Raw genomic sequence first — 24,200 nt, forward strand, 5'->3', positions numbered from 1 at the left:
CGTGGATGCAGTTATTGGAATATCCAACGGCGATCCAGGCCACACATTACCTAAACTTTGCAGGTTATTTCTTTAATCCTGCAATGCATGGCGAGACAAACAACTCGCCCCGCCAGGCGCCCTGCACTGTCCGTTTGGCGACGATCAGCCACATCACCGCCAGCAGCACCACCAGCACACCGCCGAAGGCACTGAAAAACGTCAGGTTCAAGGTGCTGGCCAGTTTCAACGTCGCCAGAGAATAGACGCCCAACGGGAAGGTGAAACCCCACCAGCCGAGATTGAACGGAATACCGACGCGCAGGTAACGCAGGGTGATGAGCAGCGCGATCAGCATCCACCACAGACCAAAGCCCCACAGGGTGATCCCGGCCACCAATCCCAGCCCTGCGGCGATTTCACCGATGCCCGGCAGGCCGTTGGCAGCAAAGATCGCCGGCGCGTCGGCGCCCAGCAGCAACATGCCCAGCGCCCCGGTGCCGATCGGCCCCAGCGCCAGCCAACTGGAGGCGGCCATGTTTTCGTGGGGCAACTTATGCAGTGCCATGCGCAGCAACAGAATGGTCAGAATGCTGAACGCAACCGGTAGGGAAAAGGCCCAGAGCACGTAGCTGGTCACCAGCACCACCAATTGCGAATGGGCATCGGCCAGGTGCGGCGCCAATAGACCACCGCTGGCGGCCGCCACTTCTGCCGCCACCACCGGCAACAGCCAGACGGCGGTCATCTGGTCGATGCTGTGTTCCTGACGGGTAAACATCAGGTAGGGAATCAGCACGCCGCACGCCACAGACATCGCCACGTCCAGCCACCACAGCACCTCGGCGACATGAATCACGCCCTCACCCCAACGCGGCAGACCGAACACCAGGAAACCATTAATGATGGTCGCCAGGCCCATGGGGATGCTGCCAAAAAACATCGAGACCGTGGAGTGGCCGAAAATCCGCCGCGCCTCATCGAAAAACAGCGCCCAACGCGCCGCATACATAACCGCGAATAAAACGAACAGCACAATATTGAACAGCCAAAGGGCTTCGGCAATTGCGTGTAAACCGGCATTTGCGCCAGGCAGCTGCGCCAGCGCCAACGCCAGCACACCGGTACCCATGGTGGCGGCGAACCAGTTCGGCGTGAACTGGCGGATGACTTCACGCGGGTGCTGCAAATGACTAAAAGGTTTGAAACCGGCTGGGGCAGTGTTGGGGCATGTCATGGTGAACTCCTGTCCTCTGTTGAGGTGGAGCCCATGGTAGATCCGAATCGAATATCGATATAACGGGTAATATCTCTAACTGTTATCTGTTTTGCAGATATAACGTCAGACGCTGCCTTCAGTCTCGATCACCAGGATTCTCGCCGCACCCTGCGGATGGGCAACGTGTTCGGTACCGACGTCGGCATAGAAGATATCGCCTACACCCAACTCCACTTCTTTCTCCTGACCTGCTTCGCGGTAACGCATCTGCACGACGCCATCCAGCACCACGAACACTTCCTGCCCATCATTGATGTGCCATTTATAGGGCTGATCGGTCCAGTGCAAACGCGTGGTGATGCCGTTCATGTTGGCGATATCCAAAGCGCCCCAGGCACGGTCAGCGGTGAAGGATTTGCTGCGGATGATTTTCATGCGTCGGTCCGTCGAAATGGATGGCGGTGCCAAGGCTAGCGGTCATCGAACATCGACGCCACAGACTTTCATGGACTGCTTACGCATCAACGCGAGCAGAGCGCCGACCGAGAGAGCAATCAGCACCGCACCGTAACCATCGGTGGTGGCCACCAGCCCGAAGGTCCGGGTCAAGTTTCCGGCCAGCAACGACGGCAAGCAGAACGCCAGATAACTCAGCACGTAGTAAGCCGACATCAACCCTGCCCGCTCATGGGGCAAGGCCAGCGGCACGACGCTGCGCAGTGCACCGAGAAAACCGGCACCAAAACCGCCACCGGCCAACAACGTCCCGACGAAAAACAGCGGCAGGCTGGCGCTGTGCACCGCCATCAGAATCAGCGCGACGCCGATGGACAGCAGACTGCCGCCCAAGCGCAACACCTTGTCGGCCGGCCGATTGCGCAAGGTGTAGATCATCAACGCACCGGTCACCGTCAACACGGCCACCGTCGCACCGCCAATCAGATTTGAGGTCGATCCAGTGGCTGTGCGCACCAGAGACGGTGCCAAAGAAGCGTAAAAACCACCGAGCGCCCATACAGCGATATTGATCGGCAGCACCAACCACAACGCACGCCGCGCCTGGATCGGCACATGCAGTGTCGGGCGCAGCGAGGCCCAGGCTCCCGCTTGGGGACTGACGCTTTCCGGCAAACGCCAGACGTACAGCGCTTGCATCACAAACAGCGCGAACAGCACCCAATAGGTCAACTGCAACGGCAGCGGCGCAAACTCGGCCAACAAGCCGCAACCCATGGCACCCGACGCCATGCCCAGCAACGGCGCGACACTGTTGACCAGCGGCCCTTGTTGGCGATCGGTGTCCAGCAGCGCCGCACTCAATGCGGCAGTGGCCATTCCCGTAGCAAAACCTTGAAGCACCCGTGCGCTGATCAACCAGGCGACACTGTCTGCATTGATAAACAGCAGCATCGCCAGCATGTTCAACATCACAGCGGTGAAGATCACCGGTTTGCGCCCCAGGTAATCCGAGAGCGAACCGACCGTGAGCAATGCCGCCAGCAAGCTGATGGCGTACACGCCGAAAATCAGGGTCAGGGTCGCTGCCGAGAATTGCAGGTGTTCCTGGTACAAGTGATACAACGGCGTCGGCGCCGTGGACGCCGCGAGAAAACTGAGTAAGGTGATCGCCAGGAACCCCAGGCTTGAACGATTAGACGTAGAACTGGACATAAATACACTCCGCAAAAGCTAACTTTTTGCTTTTGCGGAGTGTGCGACTGGCTGACGCTTAAAGCAAATTCTTTGTGTTAAGGTCCGATGCATGGCTATTAAAGAAGGTTTACGCCCTGGCGGTAGAAGCGCCAGGGTGCAAGAGTCGGTTCACTCGGCAGTCCGCGATCTCCTTGAAGAGCAGGACCGCACCACCGTGACCGTCCCGCAAATCGCCGCGCGTGCCGGCGTCACGCCGTCGACCATTTACCGGCGTTGGGGCGACCTGTCGGTGTTGTTGGCGGATGTCGCCCTCGCCCGCATGCGCCCCGAGAGCGAGCCGGCCAATACCGGCAACCTGCGCGGTGATGTACGCGCCTGGGCCGAGCAGTATCTGGACGAGATGAGTTCCGAGCCCGGCCGCAACATGTTGCGCGACGTGCAATGCAGCACCACGCCAGCCCTTTGCGCGACGATCATTGGCGGGCAATTGCAGACGATTCTGGATCGTTACCCCGATCAGTCGAAGCCGAACGTTGATCGGCTGATCAACATGGTGGCGGCGCCGACGGTGTTTCGTATCCTGTTTTCAGCGACGCCGCTGGAGGTTGAGGAATTGCATCGGTTGATCGAGATTGCGTTGAGTCAGTGAGGCCCCCTTCGCGAGCAAGCCCGCTCCCACACTGGATCTATGTTGCTTACAAATCCCCTGTGGGAGCGGGCTTGCTCGCGAAGAGGCCTGCACAGACACCCAAGATCCAACTGGCACACACCCTGCGACACCCCGCCGCGCCGCGACCTTGGTCGACACTGACTAACCCCTGCCATCGTGCGAGACTGTCTGTCCGGGCGGGAGTCCCGGGTGTCTTTTGTCTGGAGTTCCCATGTCGCTGTCCAGCGGGCTGATCGCCGCCGTCGCCCTGGCCTATATGGCCATCATGTTCGCCATCGCCTTCTACGGCGACCGTCGCAGCACGCCGTTGCCGCCGCGAGTGCGCGCCTGGGTGTACAGCCTGTCGCTGGCCGTCTATTGCACCAGCTGGACCTTCTTTGGCGCCGTGGGCCAGGCCGCCGAACAACTCTGGTCTTTCCTGCCGATCTACCTCGGACCGATCCTGCTGCTGGTGTGCGCGCCGTGGGTCCTGCAAAAAATGGTGATGATCAGCAAGCAGGAGAACATCACCTCCATTGCCGACTTCATCGCCGCGCGTTATGGCAAATCCCAGTCGCTGGCCGTGGTGGTGGCGCTGATCTGCCTGGTCGGCGTGTTGCCCTACATCGCGTTGCAACTCAAGGGCATCGTGCTCGGGGTAAACCTGTTGATCGGTGCCGGTGCCGACGCCATGGGCACTCGCGCCCAGGACACGGCGCTGATCGTGTCACTGGCGCTGGCGCTGTTCACCATCGTCTTCGGTACCCGCAACCTCGACGCCACGGAACACCACCGCGGCATGGTGCTGGCGATTGCGTTCGAATCGCTGGTCAAGCTGTTTGCTTTTCTCGCGGTCGGCGCGTTCGTGACCTACGGCCTGTACGACGGTTTCGACGACCTGTTCGACCAGGCCATGCTCGCACCGCGTCTGGAAGAATACTGGAAGGAAACCATCAACTGGCCGTCGATGGTGGTGCAGACCGGCGTGGCAATGATGGCAATCATCTGCCTGCCCCGGCAGTTCCACGTGACGGTGGTGGAAAACATCGACCCTCAGGATCTGCGCCTGGCCAAATGGGTGTTTCCAGCCTATCTGGCGCTGGCGGCGTTGTTCGTCGTTCCTATCGCCCTCGCCGGTCAGATGCTGCTGCCGAGTTCGGTGCTGCCGGACTCGTTTGTCATCAGCCTGCCGCTCGCTCAATCCCATCCCGCCCTGGCGATGCTGGCGTTTATCGGTGGCGCCTCGGCGGCGACCGGCATGGTGATTGTTGCCAGCGTGGCGTTGTCGACCATGGTCTCCAACGACATGCTGTTGCCATGGTTGCTGCGGCGCAACAACGCCGAGCGGCCGTTCGAAGTGTTCCGCCAGTGGATGCTCTCGGTACGCCGAGTGAGCATTGTGGTGATTCTGCTGCTGGCCTACGTCAGTTATCGCCTGCTCGGCTCGACGGCGAGCCTGGCGACCATCGGCCAGATCGCCTTCGCCGCCGTGACCCAACTGGCCCCCGCCATGCTCGGCGCGCTGTACTGGAAACAAGCCAATCGCCGGGGAGTATTCGCCGGCCTCGCCGCCGGGACATTCCTCTGGTTCTACACCCTGATTTTGCCGATAGCGGCCCACAGCCTCGGTTTGTCCTTGAGCAGTTTCCCGGGGCTGGCCTGGTTGCACAGCAACCCGCTGAAACTGCCGCTCACCCCGTTGACACAAGGCGTGGTGTTGTCGCTTGCAGCCAACTTCACGCTGTTCGCCTGGGTGTCGGTGCTGTCGCGTACGAGGGTTTCGGAACATTGGCAGGCGGGTCGCTTCATCGGTCAGGAAATCAGCGCCCGCCCCAGCGCCCGTTCGATGCTGTCGGTGCAGATCGACGATTTATTGCAGTTGGCCGCACGCTTCGTCGGTGAGGAACGCGCCCGTCAAAGTTTTATCCGCTTCGCCTACCGCCAGGGCAAAGGCTTCAACCCGAACCAGAACGCCGATGGTGAATGGATCGCCCATACCGAACGTTTGCTGGCCGGTGTGCTGGGTGCTTCTTCGACCCGAGCGGTGGTAAAAGCCGCCATCGAAGGTCGGGAAATGCAACTCGAGGACGTGGTCCGAATCGCCGACGAAGCCTCCGAAGTGCTGCAATTCAACCGCGCGCTGCTGCAAGGCGCGATCGAGAACATCACCCAAGGCATCAGTGTGGTCGACCAGTCGCTGAAACTGGTCGCCTGGAACCGGCGCTACCTGGAGCTGTTCAACTATCCGGATGGACTGATCAGGCTTGGCCGACCGATTGCCGACATCATTCGCTACAACGCCGAACGCGGCCTGTGCGGCCCCGGCGAAGCCGAAGTGCATGTAGCACGGCGCTTGCACTGGATGCGTCAGGGCCGCGCCCATACTTCTGAAAGACTTTTCCCTAATGGCCGTGTGATCGAGCTGATCGGCAACCCGATGCCGGGCGGCGGTTTTGTCATGAGTTTCACCGACATCACCGCGTTCCGCGAGGCTGAGCAGGCGCTGACCGAAGCCAACGAGGGCCTGGAGCGTCGGGTCACCGAGCGGACCCACGAACTGTCGCAACTCAACCTCGCCCTGACCGAAGCCAAGGGCACCGCGGAATCGGCCAATCAGTCTAAAACCCGTTTCCTGGCGGCGGTCAGCCACGACTTGATGCAACCGTTGAACGCTGCGCGACTGTTCTCGGCCGCCCTTTCCCACCAAGACGACGGCCTTTCCGGTGAGGCGCAGAAACTGGTCCATCATCTGGACACTTCACTACGCTCGGCCGAGGACTTGATCAGCGACCTGCTGGACATTTCCCGCCTGGAAAACGGCAAGATCAACCCTGATCCCAAACCGTTCGTGCTCAATGAGATGTTCGATGTCCTCGGTGCCGAGTTCAAGGCGCTGGCCCGCGACCAAGGGCTGAAATTCCGCGTCAGGGGCAGTACGTTGCGCGTCGACAGCGATATCAAACTGCTGCGACGAATCCTGCAGAACTTCCTGACCAATGCTTTCCGCTACGCCAAAGGCCCGGTGCTGCTAGGGGTTCGTCGACGCAAGGGCGAGCTGTGCCTGGAAGTCTGGGACCGTGGTCCGGGCATTCCTGTGGATAAACAGCAGGTCATTTTCGAAGAATTCAAACGCCTCGACAGCCACCAGACGCGCGCGGAGAAAGGCCTGGGGCTTGGCTTGGCGATCGCTGACGGGCTGTGTCGCGTGCTGGGTCATACCTTGCGCGTACGCTCCTGGCCGGGGCGCGGCAGTGTGTTCAGCGTCAGTGTGCCGTTGGCTCATGCGCAATCCGCGCTCCCGACCCAGGTCGCCGAACTCAATGGCAAATTGCTGAGCGGCTCGCAGGTGCTGTGCATCGACAACGAAGACAGCATCCTGATCGGCATGAACAGCTTGCTCACGCGCTGGGGTTGTCAGGTCTGGACCGCGCGCAACCGCGATGAATGCGCGGCGCTGCTTAGCGACGGGATGCGACCGCAATTGGCGCTGGTGGATTACCACCTGGACGATGGCGAGACCGGGACCGAACTGATGGCATGGCTGCGAACCCGATTGGGTGAGCCAGTGCCAGGGGTAGTGATCAGCGCCGATGGGCGACCGGAGACGGTGGCCCAAGTGCATGCGGCGGGGCTGGATTATCTGGCCAAACCGGTGAAACCGGCGGCGTTGCGGGCGCTGCTGAGTCGGCATTTGCCGTTGTAGCGTGGCAGGTTTCTATACACACCACTGTGGCGAGGGGGCTTGCCCCCGCTCGGCTGCGCAGCAGTCGTAAATCATGCAACGCGCTTTTACCTGAAGAAATCGGGTGAATGGTTTTGGGGCCGCTTCGCAGCCCAACGGGGGCAAGCCCCCTCGCCACAAATGTCAACAGCAACAGAAGTCTATTCGGGCAACTCAGCCAACCCATCCACATCCGTCATCGCCCGCTCCAGCAAGTCTGCCGGCAGGCTCTTGCTCGCCCGCGCGCCAAGCAACTTGAGTTGCTCGCTGCGGCTGACCAGATTGCCGCGGCCTTCTGTCAGCTTGTTGCGCGCAGAACTGTAGGCTTTATCCAGTTGCTGTAATCGACTGCCGACTTCATCCAGATCCTGGATGAACAACACGAACTTGTCGTACAGCCACCCGGCCCGCTCGGCGATTTCCCGGGCGTTCTGGCTCTGGCGCTCCTGCTTCCACAGGCTGTCGATGACGCGCAGGGTCGCCAGTAACGTGGTCGGGCTGACGATCACAATGTTGCGGTCGAAGGCCTCCTGAAACAGCGTCGGCTCAGCCTGCAATGCGGCGGAAAATGCCGCTTCGATCGGTACGAAGAGCAGGACGAAATCCAGGCTGTGCAAACCGTCGAGACGCTTGTAATCCTTGCCGGCGAGCCCTTTGACGTGAGTGCGCAGGGACAGCACGTGCTGCTTGATGGCGATCTGGCCGATGGCATCGTCTTCGGCCGCGACGTATTGCTGATAGGCCGTGAGGCTGACCTTGGAATCGACCACCACCTGCTTGTCGCCCGGCAGATAAATGATCACGTCCGGCTGGAAACGTTCACCGTCCGGGCCCTTGAGGTTGACCTGGGTCTGGTACTCGCGCCCCTTCTCCAGGCCCGCGTGTTCAAGCACCCGCTCAAGAATCAGCTCACCCCAGTTGCCTTGGGTTTTCTGGCCTTTCAAGGCGCGGGTCAGGTTGGTGGCTTCGTCGCTCAGGCGCAGGTTCAGCTGTTGCAGCCGCTCCAGTTCCTTGGCCAGGGAAAAACGTTCGCGGGCTTCTGCCTGATAGCTTTCTTCGACGCGTTTTTCGAAGGACTGGATGCGTTCTTTCAACGGATCGAGCAACTGACCGAGGCGCTGTTGACTGGTTTCGGCAAAGCGCTGCTCGCGCTCGTCGAAGATTTTGCCGGCCAGCTCGGCGAACTGCGCTCGCAGTTCGTCTCGCGAGCCCTGCAGGTCGTTGAGGCGCTGCTGATGGCTTTCCTGCTGCTCACGCAGCTCGGCGTTGAGCGAAGCGGCCTGGGCGTCCAGACGGCGCAACTCAGCCTCTTTGCCGGCGCGTTCCAGATTCCAGGCGTGAGCGGCGTCGCGTGCATCGTCGCGTTCGATTTGCAGCAATTCGACTTCACGGCGAACGGCGGCCAGGTCTGCTTGTTTGGCGGCGTTGGCCTGGCCCAGATCACCGATCTCATCGCGACAGGCTTCGAGTTGGGCGTTCAATCCATCCTGAGCCAGATGGGCCGTGGCCAGGCGCTCTTCCAGCAGTGCAACCTCTGACTGCGTGGCGCTCGCTCGGCGCTGAAGTTGCCAGGCCAGTACCAGTAACGGCAGCGCAGCGCCCGCCAGACCGAGCAATGCGCTGGTCAAGTCCATAGCCATAGCCACTCCTGCCAATGAAATAAAGCTTGAAGGTTAACCAAGGCGTCAGGTCTTGGACAGCTCAGTCTTCGATCAGACCCAGTTCCTGCTGGGCGCGCCGATCCCCTGACCGCGCGGCCGAACGCAGAAGGTCCTGACCGATACGGCGATCCCGGGCATTCCCGCATTCACGGCACATCAGCTGACCGAGACGGCTTTGCGCGGCCACGACCCCTTCACGGGCTGGCTGCTTGAGCAAACGTCCGGCGAAGTGTTTGACGTTGGGGTTTTCGCCCAGACGCGGGCTGTCCAGCAGCCACTCGGCCACACGCATCGAAAAGCGCTTGGGCGGGGTAACGCTGGGAGGTGTGGAGGTTGCAGAGACTGATACTGAGCGAAACTTCATAAAGCACTGTGGGGCAGATCGGAAGGCGCGCCACTCTACTCTTTTTTTCTTACAGGTAAAGCCTAAAAAAACCCGGCACGCCCGTCCTAGAGCAAGCGCTCGGGACAATCCACAGAAGCTGTGGATAACTCAGTGGACAACCGCCCTTGAACTCTCGCAAAGCCGTATGGAATGGGGCTCGCAGTCAAACTGACGATTTTTTCACCAGTAAAAAAAAGCGATGTTTTTCATTGACTTAAATTTTGGTTACAGGCACCCACTGCGTTTGAAGCGATGATGACAGCGGCGTGACACCCTCCGCGACTTATGTGCACAAGTACCTTCGAGGCAGTTATATCGATGCGCTTTTTCGGCGCATTTTTCGCCCGCACTTGGGGATAAACCTTGGCAAACCCATGATCCAGGCTGGTCCTGGCCCGATGAGCCGTGACTGCCAATGGTCGGAATTTGTGCTATTACAGGGCAAGTCTGCGGGTCATGGCTTTTTCCGAGCGCCAATCCGGACGTTGAATGAGGGGCACCCAGAGAACTTTTTTGCTAACACACTTCCCTTCAGCAATTCAATCCGTTAGTATCCGCGGCGTTAGTACCAAGCTGAAAGTCAATTCTGGTCGAACAAATCCCCCCGGTCAGCCTTCCCAAAGGAAGCCTCCACCGACAAAGCGGGATCGACCACCTCGATGGTTTCCAGGTAAACCTTGCGTCAACACTGCCTTCGAACAAAGCGAAGGGTGTTGCGAAGCTCACTTACTCTGACCGAACCAACCTGCAAATTGATCAGGATCTTCACCCCGGGCCCAGAACCTTTGCCCTTGATGTGTTGCCTGCCCTCCTAAGTACCTACCTGCCAGCCCAAGCGCGCCAATTATCAGCGCTTCAAACTGGCTGCTTTGTTCCAGTCGGGTTCTTCGTTCGACCAATGGTGGTTGTCGTCACTGGAACGTTTTAACTTTGCACGGTTCTTATCCGTGTCGCTTGTAGGAACACCCAATGACTATGTCTACTCAAATCCACACTCAGGATGCCATTCGCACCCTAACCAACGCTTTTGCACCAATGAACTGCCTGATCATGGCTGCTCGCAAAGGCTGCTTCAGCTTCACTCTGGTCAACGAACACGGCATCGCTCGTCACAGCGAACGCCTGTACCCCGATCAATACTCCAGCGCCGAGCCGCTGCAGGCCGTGATCGAGCGTACCCGTCAGGCACTGGTTGCCTGATACGCCAGAAAGACTGAAAACCTCAAAAGCCTCGCCCAAAAAGCGGGGCTTTTTATTGCCTGATATTTCTCTTTTCGCTGCCACCGCCTAAGCACTAAGCGATATAAGGGTTATAACTCGCAGCCGGAAATATTTTAAAAACAGGCCTTTACGGCGCGAATATGACACTACACTTCAACTCAAGCGGCGTGGTCCGCTTCCGGCGAGCCTGATTCGATTCACTGCTGCCAATGCCCTTCAGGTATCGCCGACCATTTCATGTTTCGAGGGCTTTATGGGTATCGCTGCCAGCGAACTGTGCCGTTATGTGATCCGCCCGACATTGATTTACCTCGGGTGCCATAGCGCAACTGCCGAATCCCTGCTGCTGGGCGTCGCCGCCAGCCAGTCCGCCCTTGGAACTGCCCTGCATGACCGCCGTGGACACGGCCTGTACCGAATCGCCGAACCCCGCCATCAAGCACTTTGGGACCACTACCTGGCACTTGACCCGGACCGCGCAAGCCTGGTTCGCGGTCTGGCCAGCCAACATGCTTTCCTGAGTGGTCCGCACCTCGAATTGACCGTCAACCTGCGTTACGCCACCGCCATCGCCTGGCTGCTGGTAGAAGAACAGAACACCCCCCTCCCCGAAGCAGACGACCTACTGGGAATGGCCCGAATCTGGCGCCAGACCTTCCAGCCTCAAGGACGCCTGAGAGACTTCACCTGCGCCTGGCAAACCTGTGTTGCACCGCTGAATCAGGTCGCCTGCTGACCTGCCATTTCCACAAGATCGCGCAACTGCTGCGATTTTGGTCGGATTGTCCTACAAAACCGCTCTAAATCAAGCATTACAGCCTATGGCGCTGGGACGAAAATGTTGGTAATTTTCGCCCCGGTGATCACCAGGAGTTCTAATAATGAAAAAAGTAATGCTCAAAACCACCCTTAGCCTCGCCGTTGCCATGGCATCCACCCAGATCTTCGCAAGTGGCTTTGCCCTCAACGAACAAAGCATCAGCGGGATGGGGACAGGTTTTGCCGGGCGATCTTCTTCTGCCGACGACGCATCCACCGTTTTTGGCAACCCTGCCGGCATGTCTCGCCTCAAGCGCGAACAAGTGACCGGTGGTGTTGCATTTATCGACGCGCATGCTGATATCAGTGATGCCAGTTCCCGCCCGAATAGTGGTACCAACAAAGGTGACATGGTCCCTTTCATGGGCGTGCCCATGGGCTACTACGTAAAGCCAATCGATGACCAGTGGGCAGTCGGTTTCGGCGTCTACGCTCCATTCGGCCTGGTGACCGACTATGAGAACGGCTTTGCCGGCCGTTACTTCGGCAGCAAGAGCGAAGTCACAATCGTGACTCTCCAGCCAACCGTCAGCTACGCCTTCAACGACAAGGTGTCGATCGGTTTCGGTCCGACCATCAACCGCATTGACGGCACCCTGGAATCGAACCTGTCGCTGAACCCTCGCGCAGCAGACGGTACCGTCAAGATCAAAGGTGACGACACCGCGCTGGGTTACAACATCGGCATCATGGTTCAAGCCCTCGAAAGCACTCGCCTCGGCCTGACCTATCACTCGAAAGTGAAGTACAAGCTCGAAGGTGACACCAAGGTCAACTACGGCCTGCTCTCGGCGCTGGGCCAGAACCCGAACCAGAAGTTCGACGCTTCGCTGGACATCACCACGCCTGAGTCGGTGGACTTCTCGGTCACTCATCAGCTGAACGATCAGTGGACCCTTTACGCAGGCAGCACCTGGACTCGCTGGAGCCGCCTGAAAGAAATCTCCGTCGAGAACGAAGGCGTTCCTGCCGCCCTGGCCGCACGCGGCTTTGGCACCATCACTGAAGAACAGAACTGGCACGACACCTGGGCTCACGCCATCGGTGCTTCGTACCAGCTGAACAAGCAATGGGTGCTGCGTACCGGCCTGTCGGTTGACCAGTCGCCAACCAATAACGTAAACCGCTCCCCACGTATTCCGACTGGCGATCGCAAGATTTTCAGCCTGGGCGCTGGCTGGAGCCCGACCGACGACCTGACCATCGACATAGCGTATTCGTACCTGCGCGAAGAGTCGGTCAAGGTCAACAACAGCAACGGCCGCCAGAACTACAGCGCCGAGTATGAAAACTATGCGAACGGTTTCGGTGTTGGCGCGACCTACCGCTTCTGATGATTCACGGCGAACCTGAACCGCTCGCCGCCTGAATTGAAAAAGCCCCGCTCTCTTGTACAGAGGCGGGGCTTTTTAATGGACGTCGATCAGGGCTGCGAGGCCAGTGCCTTCTCCACCGCTTCGATGAACTCGGGATCATCAGGCTTGGTCAGGCTGGAAAAACTGGCGATCACTTTGCCCTTGCGATCGACCACGTATTTGTAGAAGTTCCACTTCGGCGCGGTGCTCTGCTTGGCGATGATCTTGAACAAGTGCGTCGCGTCATTACCGCGGACTTTCTGCGGCTCAGTCATGGTGAACGTCACGCCGTAGTTCACGTAGCAGACCTTGGCAGTCTCTTCGCCATCCTTGGACTCTTGTTTGAAGTCGTTGGACGGAACACCGATCACCTCCAGCCCCTGATCCTTGTAACGCCAATTCAGCGCCTCAAGGCTTTTGAACTGCGGGGCGAAACCACAGAAGCTCGCGGTATTGACCACCACCAGCGGTTTGCCGGCGAAGCGCTGGCACAGGTCGATGGACTCCTTGGCGCGCAACTTGGGCAACGAGCCTTGCAAAAGCTCCGGGCATTCGGCCGCTTGAGCCAATCCACTAAACGCTACCAGTAACGCGGGAACTGCAAGCCAGCGCATCAGCATGTCGGTGCATCCTTGAGTAATCGTCAAAAACGAAGTTACTCGCCCTCACATCCTGCTAGCAAGCACCCATGCCCAGTTGCATCAACGCCAGCCCGCCCTGATGCCAGCCCCACCACGACAGGGCCAGCAGCAAGGCGCAGACAGCGACAACAGCGATCCGCGGCCAGAGACTGTTCATATCGCACTCATCTGTGTTTGCAGGCGCGCCACCGGCTGCTCACGCACCGGCCAGTTCAGGGCTGCGGCCAACAGGCTCAAGAGAATCGCCACTTGCCAGATCAAGTCATAGCTCCCGGTTCGGTCGTACACCACCCCGCCCAACCAGCCGCCGAGGAACGATCCGAGCTGGTGAAACAGGAAAACAATCCCACCGAGCATCGACAGATTTCGCACGCCGAACAAGGTCGCGACGGTGCCGTTGGTCAAGGGCACGGTCGACAGCCACAGGAAGCCCATTGCCATGCCAAACAGGTACGCGGTGGTCGTCGTGACGGGTGCCCACAGGAACAACCCGATCACGACTGCCCGCAGCAGATACAGGCCGGTGAGCAAACGCGGCTTGGACATCCGCCCGCCGAGCCAGCCTGCCGTGTAGGTACCAAAAATATTGAACAGCCCGATCAACGCCAGCACCGTCGTACCGACGCTCGCCGGGAGGTGCTGATCCACCAGATAAGCCGGCAAGTGCACGCCGATGAATACCACCTGGAAGCCGCAGACAAAAAAGCCGAACGCCAGCAGCCAGAATCCTGAATGGGAACAGGCCTCGTGCAGGGCTTCGGACAGTGTTTGTTCATGACCGAACACCGGTAGCGGCTTGTCCTTGAGCATGCTCACCAGCGGCACGATCAGCGCCACCAACAGGCCCAACACCAGCAATGCCGCTGACCAGCCGAGCCAGCCGATCAACCCCAGCGTGCCGGGCAACATGGCGAACTGGCCGAAAGAGCCGGCAGCGCTGGCAATGCCCATGCCCATGCTGCGTTTCTCCGGCGGTACTGCGCGACCGACCACGCCAAGGATCACCGAGAACGAGGTGCCCGACAGACCGATGCCGATCAACAGGCCGGCACTCAGGGACAAGGTCACGGCGGAATCCGACAGGCCCATGAACACCAGACCCAATGCATACAAGACACCGCCGACCAGCACCACTTTCGCGGCGCCAAAGCGGTCGGCCAGCGCGCCGGTGAATGGCTGTGCCAGGCCCCAGATCAGGTTCTGCAAGGCAATGGCGAAAGCAAACGTCTCACGCCCCCAGCCGAACTCGGCACTCATCGGTGCCAGAAACAGCCCGAAGCCGTGTCTGACGCCCAAGGACAACGCGAGAATCAGCGCACTCCCCAACAAAACCCAACCACACGTACGCCACATCGATGTCATTCTTATTCTCCGGTAGCGGGTATATACCCGCTTAAGATCGAAAAAACCGGCATCACGCCAGTTCGTCCAGCAGTCGCAGCAAGGTTTCGCGTTTCTCGGCACCCAAGCGGTCAATCAACCGCTGTTGCGCCGCTTCCCAAGCGGGCAAGGCCGCTTTCAGGCGTTCAACACCGGCCTCGGTGAGCATGACGATGCGGTTACGCATGTCTTCGCCCTCAACCAGCATCAGCAGGCCTTCGCCTTCCAGCACCCGCAGATTGCGCCCCAAGGTGCTGCGATCCAGGCCCATGGCCTCGGCCAACGTGGAAATACTCGGTTTATCCAGACGCTGCAGATTACACAGCAGAGAATACTGGGCGACGTTGATCCCGAAGCCGTCGAGAGCGCCGTCGTAATGCCTGCTGACGCCACGGGCGGCGCGACGCAGGTTGATGCATAAACATTGGGAGTCGAGCATGGTGCGTGTATATACCCGCGGTTGTGTTAAATCAAGTTACATGATGTGGGAAGTTCAGCAGATAGCCAATCCCACCAGCACCGCGACCTCAAGGATTTCCAACAACGCCCCCGCCGTATCGCCCGTCGTGCCGCCCAATCGGCGCAGCATCACTTGCCGCAGCCAGACAAACACCAGCGCCGCCAGCACAACGGCCAACACGCCGCTGAGACCGGCAATCAAAACACACGCCAACGCACTCACCGCCAACACCTGTTTGCCCGCCAAACGCGGCAGATGATCGGTCAGCGCTTGCCCCAAGCCACCGGCACGCACATAAGGCGTGGTCAGGAACAAGCCCAGCATCGCGCTGCGCCCGATCAACGGGACAATGATCAGGACAACGGCGTGTTGCTGCTCGATCAATGCCAGCAACGCGGCGAATTTGAGCAGCAACACCAGCACCAGCGTCACGACCGCAATCGGCCCGCTGCGCGGGTCCTTCATGATCGTCAACGTGCGCTCGCGATCGCCGAACCCGCCGAGCCACGCATCGGCGCTATCGGCCAGGCCGTCCAGGTGCAACGCGCCGCTGAGCAATACCCAAACCGTCAGCAACAGCGCTGCGTGAAGCAACAACGGCGTGCCGAGTAACAGCCAATTGAACGCCCACAAAATCCCGCCGAACAGCAGGCCGACCAGCGGATAAAACAGCAGCGACCGCCCCAACGCCTGTGGCGCCGGCATGCCCGGCAGACGAATCGGCAGACTGCTCAAAAATTGCAGGGCGACCCAGAACGGCAACATGGTCAGAGCGCTTCCTTTGACAACACGCCGGATTCGACCGTCATCGAAAACAACGCGCCATGCCCGACTTCGACGTTGAGCAACTGCTCACGAGGCAATCCTCGCGCCTGAGCCAGCAACAAACGCATGACCCCGCCATGACTGATCAGCAACACCCGCTCGCCTGCGCAGGTAGCCTGCAAGCGCTCAACGGCCGCCAACACTCGCGTCGAAAAATCCACCACCGGTTCACCCTGAGGCGGCGTAAACGAGTAAGGGTCGGCCCAGAACAATCCCAACGCCTCGGCATCAGTGTCCATCAGCGCCGCAGCGCTCTGCCCTTCCCAAGCGCCGAAGTGCAGCTCTTGCAGGTCTTTATCCAACTGCACCGGCAAACCCAGCTGTGCGCCGAGTTCTTCGGCGAACCGCGCACACCGCTGCAGTGGCGAGCTGACCAAACGATCCCAAGGCCCCTGCTCGACCACCGCCGCGCGCATCTGCGCCCAGCCCTTTTCGGTCAGCGCATCGTCAAGGCTGCCGCGCAAACCGCCGCCGAGTTCGGTTTCGCCGTGGCGCAACAGGTCCAGGCGCAAGGTCATGCCGGACGGTCCGCCACGGCGGCCTCGGCGAAGGTCGCCATCTGCCCGTGAAGGTCACACGCCAGGCGCAATAAAGGCACGGCCAACGCCGCGCCACTGCCCTCGCCCAGACGCAGGCCGAGGTCCAGCAGCGGTTCGGCGTTCAGGGATTCCAGTACATGACGATGGCCCGGCTCGGCGCCGCGATGACCGAACAACAGCCACTGACGGCATTCAGGGTTCAAGCGCACCGCCACCAACGCCGCAACGCTGCAAATAAAACCGTCCACCAGCACCGCAACGCCTTCCTGGGCACACGCCAGATACGCGCCGACCAGTGCCGCGATTTCAAAACCGCCGAGGTTGAACAGGGTTTGTAGCGCATCGCCACGTTGAGCACTGTGCAACGCCAAAGCGCGCTCGATGACCTGAGCTTTATGGCTGACACCCGCCGCGTTCAAACCCGTGCCCGGCCCGGTCAGATGCACCACCGCACAATCGAGCAAGGCACAGGCCAGCGCACTGGCCGCAGTGGTATTACCGATGCCCATCTCGCCACCGATAAACAACTGCGCACCCGCCGCGATGGCGCGCTGCACGCTGTCGCGGCCGGCCTGCAAAGCGAGTTCGCCTTGAGCCGGCGTCATCGCCGAACCTTCGACGAAATTCGCCGTGCCTGGGCCGATGTTCAAGTGACGCACACCCGGCAAATTCAACGACGGGGTCACCGTGCCGAGGTCGACGACTTCAAGGGATGCCCCGAGTTGCCGCGCCAACACGCTGATCGCCGCCCCACCGCTGACGAAGTTGTGCAGCATCTGTCCGGTGACTTCCTGAGGAAATGCCGATACCCCTTCAGCGACCACGCCATGGTCACCGGCAAAAATCGCGATCCACAGCTGATCGATACTCGGTTTGACCTGCCCCTGCAGCCCGGCCAATTGCACGGCCACCGACTCAAGCCGACCGAGGGAGCCGGCCGGTTTGGTCAGTTGCTGTTGACGGGCCTGCGCCTGCACGACCGCTTGAGCATCGATCGGCTTGCACGGGTTCAGCCACCAGGATTGAGTCATAACACGGTTCCTTTCAAAGTCAGGGGCAGACCGGCGACGGTCAGGACGACGCGCTGACAGCGCTCGGCCAACGCTTGATGCAGCCAACCGGCTTCATCGACATAACGGCGAGTCAATTCGCCCAGCGGCACGACACCCATTCCGGTCTCGTTGCTGACAAAAATGATTTCACCCGGCAACGACGCCAGGCAGTCCAGCAATGCATCACGCTCGGCTGACAGACGCTTGGTGTCGTCGAGCATCAGCAGATTAGTCATCCACAACGTCAGGCAATCCACCAGCAGGCAACGATCGGCGCTGGCGGTTTCGCGCAGGATGCGGGCGAGTTCCACCGGCTCTTCGATCAACGCCCATTCGGCTGGACGACGGGCGCGGTGATGGGCCACCCGCTCGTTCATTTCACCGTCGAGGGGTTGGCTGGTGGCGATGTACGTCACTACCAGACCGCTGTCGGAGGCGAGTTTTTCAGCCAGGCGACTTTTGCCGGAGCGGGCGCCGCCGAGGATCAGTTGCAGCATGGTTCATTCCTTCAAATTGGCGGTGAGGCCACTGCCCTCTTCGCGAGCAAGCCCGCTCCCACAGGTGATCGCATTCCAATGTGGGAGCGGGCTTGCTCGCGAAGAGGCCAGCACGGTCACCCTAAAACCCACAAAGTTCACGCAACAGTCGGGTATCCAGATGCTTCTCCACCAGATCCGCCAGCCGCTCGATATCGCGCTCACGCAACGCGTGATAATCCACGTCCTGCACCGCCTGCAAACCTGCCCAGCGCAACAGGGCACTGCACGCCGCGGGTGATTCAAACAGGCCATGCAGATAGGTGCCGAAAATCTGCCCGTCCACGCTTTGCGCACCGTCGCAGCGACCATCGTCCAGTTGCACGGCGGCGTTTTCCAACGCCGGCCCGGTGGTCACCCCGGCATGAATTTCATAGCCGCTGACCGGCGCGTCTTCCAGTGCCAGACGCCCGCGCACATTGCGCAATTGCTTCTCTTCTTCGAGCTGCGTTTCGAACGCCAACAAGCCCAAACCGGCGCTGGAACCCGGTGCGCCTTCAAGGCCCAGCGGATCGTGTACCTGCTCGCCGAGCATTTGCAGACCGCCGCAAATGCCCAGCACTTTGCCGCCATAACGCAGATGACGACTGATCGCGGTGTCCCAGCCATTGGCCCGCAAATACGCGAGGTCGCTACGCACACTTTTCGAACCAGGGAGAATAATCAGGTCGGCCGGTGGAATCGCCTGACCGGGGCCGATGAATTGCAGATCCACCTGCGGATGCAGGCGCAGTGGATCGAAATCGGTGTGATTGCTGATGCGCGGCAGCACCGGCACTACCACTTTCAGCACCTGGTCGGCCTTGTCAGTCTGCCGCTGATCGATACCGTCCTCGGCCTCAAGATGCAGGTCCATCACATAAGGCAGAACGCCAATCACTGGTTTGCCGGTGCGCGCTTCCAGCCAATCCAGCCCCGGTTGCAGCAAAGCGATATCGCCGCGAAACCGGTTGATGATGAAGCCTTTGACTCGCGCCTGCTCGCTGGGCGACAGCAGTTCCAGCGTGCCCACCAGATGCGCAAAAACCCCGCCGCGATTGATGTCGGCAATCAGCACCACCGGGCAATCCACCGCCTCGGCAAAGCCCATGTTGGCGATGTCGCCGGCGCGCAGATTGATCTCGGCCGGCGAACCCGCGCCTTCGACCATAACCACCGGATACGCCGCGCTCAGCCGTTCATGAGAGGCCAGCACTGCTTTCATGGCGATGGCTTTGTAGTCGTGATACGCGACCGCGTTCATCGTCGTGACCGCGCGGCCATGGATGATCACTTGAGCGCCGGTATCACTGTTGGGTTTGAGCAGCACCGGGTTCATGTCGGTGTGCGGCTCAAGGTTGGCGGCCTGAGCCTGCACCGCTTGCGCACGACCGATCTCGCCACCGTCGGCGGTCACGGCACTGTTAAGCGCCATGTTCTGTGGTTTGAACGGTACGACGCTCACGCCCTGACGCACGACCCAGCGGCACAACGCCGTCACCAGCGTACTTTTACCGGCGTCGGAAGTGGTGCCTTGCACCATCAACGTAGTCATTGGGTTTCCTTGGCGTAGGCTTCGAACGCTTGCGCGAGACGTGTCCAGTCGGTTTCATCGGCGGGCAAGCCGAAACGCAGGCTGCTGTTGTTCGTGAACAACCGCAACAGAATGCCGCGCCGGGCCATGAACTCATGCAGGACTTCGGCGCGGTCGGTGATCAGCCATTGAAACAAGGCGCAGCCACCCTGGGGTTTGAAACCGTGCTGTTCAAGCAGCAACGCCAGACGCTCGCTGGCTTCTTCAGCGCGAACCCGTTGCCGGGCATGCCCTTCGGTATCCAGCAGACAGGCCTGCCCCAGCACCCGCGTCGGCCCGCTGACCGCCCACGGCCCCACTTGCTCGGCCAGCAACTTGAGTAACTTGCGCTCGGCCAGCACGAAACCCAGCCGCACACCGGCCAGACCAAAAAACTTGCCGAAGGAGCGCAGCACGATCAACCCGACCCGATTGGCAAAAGGTGCCAGGCTCAGCTGCGGTGTGTTGTCCATGAACGCCTCGTCCACCACCAGCCAGCCTCCGCGCTGGGCCAGCCGCGTGTGCCAGTCGAGCAGACGTCTCGGTGTCAGGCTCAGGCCGGTAGGATTGTTCGGGTTGACCACCACCAGCACGTCGAGGCTGTCGAGAAAGAAGTCGACTTCCTGCTCCAGCACTTCACGCACGATGTAGCCATTACGGCGCCACGCTTCGGCGTGTTCGGCGTAACACGGCGAGAGCACGCCGACCTTGCCGGCCCGGCGCAAACGCGGCAGCAACTGGATCGCCATTTGCGAGCCGGCTACCGGCAGGACCTGAGCGGCGCCGTAATAATCACAGGCCGCCTGCTCCAGACCGTCATCGGTTTCCGGCAACCGCGCCCAGGCCCGCAACGGAATCTCCGGGACCGGAAACGGCCAGGGCGCGAGGCCGCTGGACAGGTCGAGCCAATCGGCTTCGGCGATGCCGTAATCGAGCGCCGCCTTGCGTAACCGACCACCGTGCTCAAGCATAAAATTCAGCCCCCACGCAGAGGATCAGCAACCATAACCATACCCCGCGCTGGACCAATTGCCAGCCACGGTCGATGGAGTCGGCGTCCGCCGGCACGCCTTCACCCAGTGGCGGACGCTGATGCAGTTCACCGTGATAAATCGCCGCCCCGCCCAACTCGACGCCGAGCGCACCGGCACCGGCCGCCATCACCGGACCGGCATTCGGGCTGTCCCAGGTCGGGCCCTGGGTGCGCCAGCATTTCAGCGCCAGGCGGGTTTTGCCCAACAGCGCGTAGGTCAATGCCACCAGGCGTGCAGGAATGTAGTTGAGGACGTCGTCGATCTTTGCCGCGGCCCAGCCGAAACGCTCGAAGCGTTCATTGCGGTAACCCCACATCGCATCCAGCGTGTTGCTCAAACGGTAGAGCACCACACCGGGCGCACCGGCCACGGCAAACCAGAACAGCGCAGCGAATACCGCGTCGCTGCCGTTCTCCAGGACAGACTCTGTGGCGGCGCGGGCGACTTCGGTTTTATCCAGTTCGCTGGTCTGGCGGCTGACCAGATAACTGACACGTTTGCGCGCCTCTTCCAGATCATCACTGCGCAGCGCCTTGGCCACAGGCGTAACGTGTTCACCGAGGCTGCGCATGCCGAGGGCGCAATAGAGTACGAGTATCTCGACGATCCAGCCGACGTAGGGCGCCCAGGAAAACGCCGTGGCCAGCAGGGTCAGCGGCAATACTGCGATCACCCAGGCAGTCACGCCATGGCTGCGCCAGCCGCGGCCACCGCCGCCATTGAAACGTTGCTCGATGCGGTTGGCAAAGCGGCCGAACGCCACCAGCGGATGCCAGCGTTTGGGTTCACCCAGCAGCGCATCCAGCGCAACCGCGGCGACACTCAACAACGCCACACTCATTGACTCACTCCCCAATAATTTTCATACAGCAACTCACTGAGCGGACGCGCCTGCGCCCAGCCTTCGAGTACCAGCATCGGCGCCGGATAAAATTCCTTGACCGGCCCCAGGCATAGAACGGCCAAGGGCTTGGCTCCAGCGGGTAAACCCAGCAAGTCCGCCAGTGCTTGCGGCTCGAACAGCGACACCCAGCCCATGCCCAATCCTTCAGCGCGGGAGGCCAGCCAGAGGTTCTGGATCGCGCAGGACAGCGAGGCCATGTCCATTTCCGGCATCGTGCGACGGCCGAAAATGTGACGCTCGCGATCGTCCATCAGTGCAGCGACCAGCACCTCGGCGCAATCGTTGATGCCTTCGACTTTGAGCTTCATGAATTCGTCGGTGCGCTCGCCGAGGGCTTCGGCGGTGCGGATGCGTTCTTCTTCCACCAGTGACTGGATCTTGCCGCGCAGGGCTCGATCGCTGATGCGGATGAACCGCCAGGGCTGCATCAGGCCGACACTCGGTGCCTGATGCGCAGCTTCGAGCAGGCGCCGCAGTAACTCGGGCTCGACGGTGCCACCGCTGAAATGACGCATGTCGCGGCGTTCGCTGATGGCTCGGTAGACCGCCGCGCGTTCGGCTTCGGAAAATGCGTTGTCCGTCATGGCCTCTTCGCGAGCAAGCCCGCTCCCACATTGGATGGCGTGTTGCCTGACGAAACGCAGTCAACTGTAGGAGCGGGCTTGCTCGCGAAGGCGTCCTCAAGGTCAGGCGCAAACAGCGCGGCAATCGCCGATGGATTGGACGGAAAATAAAAGTGCACATAAGAGGCCGTCATCCGCCCTTCACGATAGACCGCCTCCGCCCCTCGCCCACCGTTCGGGCTCAAGCCACGAGCAATCGGCTCAAGCTCGGTACTGGTCAGCGAATGGTGATAGGTGTGTCCGCGCAACGAACCTTCCGGCAACTCGACCGCCTGCAACGCCAACGCGGCCAGACGCTTTTGCATCACCGCATCACCGGCCAGCAAGCCGACCAGTTCAGCGCGAGTGCCCTCGACATCGGTCAACGAATCGAGCAGATACAGCATGCCGCCGCACTCGGCCAACAACGGTTTGCCCGCCGCATGATGAGCGCGAATAGCGTCCAGCATCGTGGTGTTCTGCGACAGCGCCACATGGTGCAATTCGGGATAACCGCCCGGCAGATAGAGGCTGTCTGCCGGCGGCAATTGCGCGTCACGGATCGGCGAGAAAAACGACAATTCGGCGCCCATGGCCCGCAGCAAATCCAGGCTGGCGCCGTAGGTGAAGGCAAACGCTTCGTCACGGGCCACGGCAATTCGCACACCGGCCAGCAACGGCTCGGCTGCGATCACATCAGGCGCGGCGAATTCCACTGCCGGTGGCAGCGCGACCTCGCAGCTGCTGGCCAGTGCATCGGCCGCTGCATCGAGGCGCAGATCGAGATCGTTCAACTCACTGGCCTGAACCAGCCCGAGGTGTCGACTCGGCAATTCGATCCCGGTTTCCCGGGACAAGGCACCGTACCAGCGCAAACCTTCAGTGAGACTACCTTCCAGTAATTGCGCGTGACGCAGGGTGCCGACGCGGTTGGCCAGCACACCGGCAAACGGCAAGTCCGGCTGATAGCGCGCCAGCCCCAACGCCAGTGCACCAAAGGTCTGCGCCATGGCAGTGCCGTCGATCACACCCAGCACCGGTACACCGAAATGTCGCGCCAGATCAGCGCTGGACGGCGTACCGTCGAACAGACCCATGACGCCTTCGATGAGAATCAGATCGGCTTCGCCGGCGGCTTCCCACAACAGTCGACGACTTTCCTGCTCGCCGACCATCCACATGTCCAGTTGATACACCGGCGCACCGCTGGCGCGCTCGAGAATCATCGGGTCGAGGAAGTCCGGGCCGCATTTGAATACGCGCACCTTGCGCCCCTGATTGCGATGCAAACGGGCCAGTGCGGCGGTGACGGTGGTCTTGCCCTGACCGGAGGCCGGCGCGGCAATCAACACCGCCGGGCAATGACGTGGCTGACTCACAATTCGACGCCTTTTTGCGCTTTGATCCCGGCCTGGAATGCGTGCTTGATCACGCCCATTTCGGTGACGGTGTCGGCCAGTTCGATCATCTCCGGCTTGGCGCCGCGACCGGTCACCACCACGTGCTGCATCGGCGGACGGGCCTGCAAGTCGCTGAGCACCTGATCGAGATCCAGATAACCGTGCTTGAGCGCAATGTTCAATTCATCCAGCACCACCAGGCCGATCGACGGATCACGCAGCAATTCGCGGGACACCGCCCACGCGGCTTCAGCGGCGGCGATGTCACGCTGGCGATCCTGGGTTTCCCAGGTAAAGCCCTCGCCCATCACATGAAAACGCACCTGTTCCGGAAAGCGACGGAAGAACAGTTCTTCGCCGGTGCTGCTGCGCCCTTTAATGAACTGCACCACGCCACACTGCATGCCGTGCCCCATGGACCGGGCGAGCATGCCGAAGGCCGAACTGCTTTTGCCTTTGCCGTTGCCGGTCAGCACCAGCAGCAGGCCGCATTCATTCGGGGAATTGGCGATGCGTTCGTCGATCACGGCTTTTTTGCGCAGCATGCGCGCCAGATGACGTTCGTCACGATCGGGGGTATCAGTCATGGGGGAGCTCTCCGTTGAGGCTGGAT

At 60.7% G+C, this 24,200-nt stretch carries 24 protein-coding genes; 5 read left to right on the forward strand and 19 right to left on the reverse strand.

The features are described 5' to 3' along the window. Window positions 1-64 precede the first annotated feature (64 nt). The 3 genes from KGB23_RS09135 to KGB23_RS09145 all read right to left on the reverse strand — a co-directional run bounded on the left by KGB23_RS09135 (window position 65) and on the right by KGB23_RS09145 (window position 2,869). A complete protein-coding gene (locus KGB23_RS09135) occupies window positions 65-1,216 on the reverse strand; it encodes a TDT family transporter (protein WP_223430759.1) in 1,152 nt (383 codons plus the stop codon). A 105-nt stretch (window positions 1,217-1,321) separates the two neighbouring features. After that, a complete protein-coding gene (locus KGB23_RS09140; protein ID WP_008148700.1) occupies window positions 1,322-1,633 on the reverse strand; it encodes a cupin domain-containing protein in 312 nt (103 codons plus the stop codon). Window positions 1,634-1,675: 42 nt separating this feature from the next. Continuing rightward, window positions 1,676-2,869: an MFS transporter gene (locus KGB23_RS09145; RefSeq protein ID WP_223430764.1), complete on the reverse strand. Its 1,194-nt coding sequence runs from the start codon at window positions 2,867-2,869 to the stop codon at window positions 1,676-1,678. A gap of 91 nt (window positions 2,870-2,960) precedes the next feature. Here KGB23_RS09145 and KGB23_RS09150 point away from each other — a divergent pair, with 91 nt between their 5' ends. Further along, window positions 2,961-3,500, forward strand: coding sequence for a TetR/AcrR family transcriptional regulator (locus KGB23_RS09150; protein WP_223430765.1), 540 nt, complete (start codon window positions 2,961-2,963; stop codon window positions 3,498-3,500). 232 nt (window positions 3,501-3,732) lie between these two features. Next, window positions 3,733-7,203, forward strand: coding sequence for a PAS domain-containing hybrid sensor histidine kinase/response regulator (locus KGB23_RS09155; RefSeq protein ID WP_223430767.1), 3,471 nt, complete (start codon window positions 3,733-3,735; stop codon window positions 7,201-7,203). A gap of 179 nt (window positions 7,204-7,382) precedes the next feature. Here the strand turns inward: KGB23_RS09155 and rmuC are convergent, their stop codons facing one another. Then, window positions 7,383-8,747, reverse strand: coding sequence for a DNA recombination protein RmuC (rmuC, locus tag KGB23_RS09160; protein ID WP_191623476.1), 1,365 nt, complete (start codon window positions 8,745-8,747; stop codon window positions 7,383-7,385). A gap of 175 nt (window positions 8,748-8,922) precedes the next feature. Beyond that, window positions 8,923-9,246: a sel1 repeat family protein gene (locus tag KGB23_RS09165; RefSeq protein ID WP_150655174.1), complete on the reverse strand. Its 324-nt coding sequence runs from the start codon at window positions 9,244-9,246 to the stop codon at window positions 8,923-8,925. A gap of 996 nt (window positions 9,247-10,242) precedes the next feature. Here KGB23_RS09165 and KGB23_RS09170 point away from each other — a divergent pair. The 3 genes from KGB23_RS09170 to KGB23_RS09180 all read left to right on the forward strand — a co-directional run bounded on the left by KGB23_RS09170 (window position 10,243) and on the right by KGB23_RS09180 (window position 12,641). Next, window positions 10,243-10,467 carry a hypothetical protein gene (locus KGB23_RS09170; RefSeq protein WP_007898912.1) on the forward strand — a complete coding sequence of 75 codons (225 nt, stop codon included), beginning with the start codon at window positions 10,243-10,245 and terminating at the stop codon, window positions 10,465-10,467. A 274-nt stretch (window positions 10,468-10,741) separates the two neighbouring features. Further along, a complete protein-coding gene (locus tag KGB23_RS09175) occupies window positions 10,742-11,224 on the forward strand; it encodes a hypothetical protein (protein WP_223430769.1) in 483 nt (160 codons plus the stop codon). 145 nt (window positions 11,225-11,369) lie between these two features. Continuing rightward, window positions 11,370-12,641 carry an OmpP1/FadL family transporter gene (locus tag KGB23_RS09180; RefSeq protein ID WP_223430770.1) on the forward strand — a complete coding sequence of 424 codons (1,272 nt, stop codon included), beginning with the start codon at window positions 11,370-11,372 and terminating at the stop codon, window positions 12,639-12,641. 89 nt (window positions 12,642-12,730) lie between these two features. Here the strand turns inward: KGB23_RS09180 and KGB23_RS09185 are convergent, their stop codons facing one another. The 14 genes from KGB23_RS09185 to cobO all read right to left on the reverse strand — a co-directional run bounded on the left by KGB23_RS09185 (window position 12,731) and on the right by cobO (window position 24,174). Then, a complete protein-coding gene (locus KGB23_RS09185; RefSeq protein WP_223430771.1) occupies window positions 12,731-13,282 on the reverse strand; it encodes a glutathione peroxidase in 552 nt (183 codons plus the stop codon). Window positions 13,283-13,337: 55 nt separating this feature from the next. Beyond that, window positions 13,338-13,460 (reverse strand): hypothetical protein, encoded by a 123-nt coding sequence (locus KGB23_RS30135; RefSeq protein WP_008148682.1) that lies wholly within the window; start codon window positions 13,458-13,460, stop codon window positions 13,338-13,340. After that, window positions 13,457-14,665, reverse strand: coding sequence for an MFS transporter (locus tag KGB23_RS09190; protein ID WP_076030232.1), 1,209 nt, complete (start codon window positions 14,663-14,665; stop codon window positions 13,457-13,459). Before KGB23_RS09190 ends, KGB23_RS30135 begins: the two co-directional genes overlap by 4 nt. 52 nt (window positions 14,666-14,717) lie before the next feature. Next, entirely contained in the window at window positions 14,718-15,122 is a 405-nt protein-coding gene (locus KGB23_RS09195; RefSeq protein WP_033055842.1) for a MarR family winged helix-turn-helix transcriptional regulator, read from the reverse strand. Between the two features lie 54 nt (window positions 15,123-15,176). Continuing rightward, the gene (locus KGB23_RS09200) at window positions 15,177-15,908 is read right to left on the reverse strand and encodes an adenosylcobinamide-GDP ribazoletransferase (RefSeq protein ID WP_223430772.1); all 732 of its coding nucleotides are present in this window, start codon (window positions 15,906-15,908) and stop codon (window positions 15,177-15,179) included. Between the two features lie 2 nt (window positions 15,909-15,910). Then, entirely contained in the window at window positions 15,911-16,486 is a 576-nt protein-coding gene (gene cobC / locus KGB23_RS09205; RefSeq protein WP_223430773.1) for an alpha-ribazole phosphatase family protein, read from the reverse strand. Next, window positions 16,483-17,538: a nicotinate-nucleotide--dimethylbenzimidazole phosphoribosyltransferase gene (gene cobT, locus KGB23_RS09210; protein WP_223430774.1), complete on the reverse strand. Its 1,056-nt coding sequence runs from the start codon at window positions 17,536-17,538 to the stop codon at window positions 16,483-16,485. Before cobT ends, cobC begins: the two co-directional genes overlap by 4 nt. After that, window positions 17,535-18,056, reverse strand: coding sequence for a bifunctional adenosylcobinamide kinase/adenosylcobinamide-phosphate guanylyltransferase (cobU, locus tag KGB23_RS09215; RefSeq protein WP_223430776.1), 522 nt, complete (start codon window positions 18,054-18,056; stop codon window positions 17,535-17,537). The genes cobT and cobU overlap by 4 nt, the downstream gene beginning before the upstream one ends. 121 nt (window positions 18,057-18,177) lie before the next feature. Further along, window positions 18,178-19,629, reverse strand: coding sequence for a cobyric acid synthase (locus KGB23_RS09220; RefSeq protein ID WP_223430777.1), 1,452 nt, complete (start codon window positions 19,627-19,629; stop codon window positions 18,178-18,180). Further along, window positions 19,626-20,618: a threonine-phosphate decarboxylase CobD gene (gene cobD / locus KGB23_RS09225; RefSeq protein WP_223430778.1), complete on the reverse strand. Its 993-nt coding sequence runs from the start codon at window positions 20,616-20,618 to the stop codon at window positions 19,626-19,628. Before cobD ends, KGB23_RS09220 begins: the two co-directional genes overlap by 4 nt. After that, window positions 20,611-21,522 (reverse strand): adenosylcobinamide-phosphate synthase CbiB, encoded by a 912-nt coding sequence (gene cbiB, locus KGB23_RS09230; protein ID WP_223430780.1) that lies wholly within the window; start codon window positions 21,520-21,522, stop codon window positions 20,611-20,613. The genes cobD and cbiB overlap by 8 nt, the downstream gene beginning before the upstream one ends. Continuing rightward, a complete protein-coding gene (gene bluB / locus KGB23_RS09235) occupies window positions 21,519-22,169 on the reverse strand; it encodes a 5,6-dimethylbenzimidazole synthase (RefSeq protein ID WP_223430781.1) in 651 nt (216 codons plus the stop codon). Before bluB ends, cbiB begins: the two co-directional genes overlap by 4 nt. After that, window positions 22,166-23,566, reverse strand: a complete 1,401-nt coding sequence (locus tag KGB23_RS09240) for a cobyrinate a,c-diamide synthase (protein ID WP_223430782.1) — start codon at window positions 23,564-23,566, stop codon at window positions 22,166-22,168. The genes bluB and KGB23_RS09240 overlap by 4 nt, the downstream gene beginning before the upstream one ends. Beyond that, on the reverse strand, window positions 23,563-24,174 hold the full coding sequence (cobO, locus tag KGB23_RS09245; RefSeq protein ID WP_046048017.1) for a cob(I)yrinic acid a,c-diamide adenosyltransferase: 612 nt from the start codon (window positions 24,172-24,174) through the stop codon (window positions 23,563-23,565). The genes KGB23_RS09240 and cobO overlap by 4 nt, the downstream gene beginning before the upstream one ends. Window positions 24,175-24,200: the final 26 nt, after the last annotated feature.

Origin of the sequence: Pseudomonas sp. GL-B-26 (genome assembly GCF_019947405.1) — a bacterium.
Classification (GTDB): domain Bacteria; phylum Pseudomonadota; class Gammaproteobacteria; order Pseudomonadales; family Pseudomonadaceae; genus Aquipseudomonas.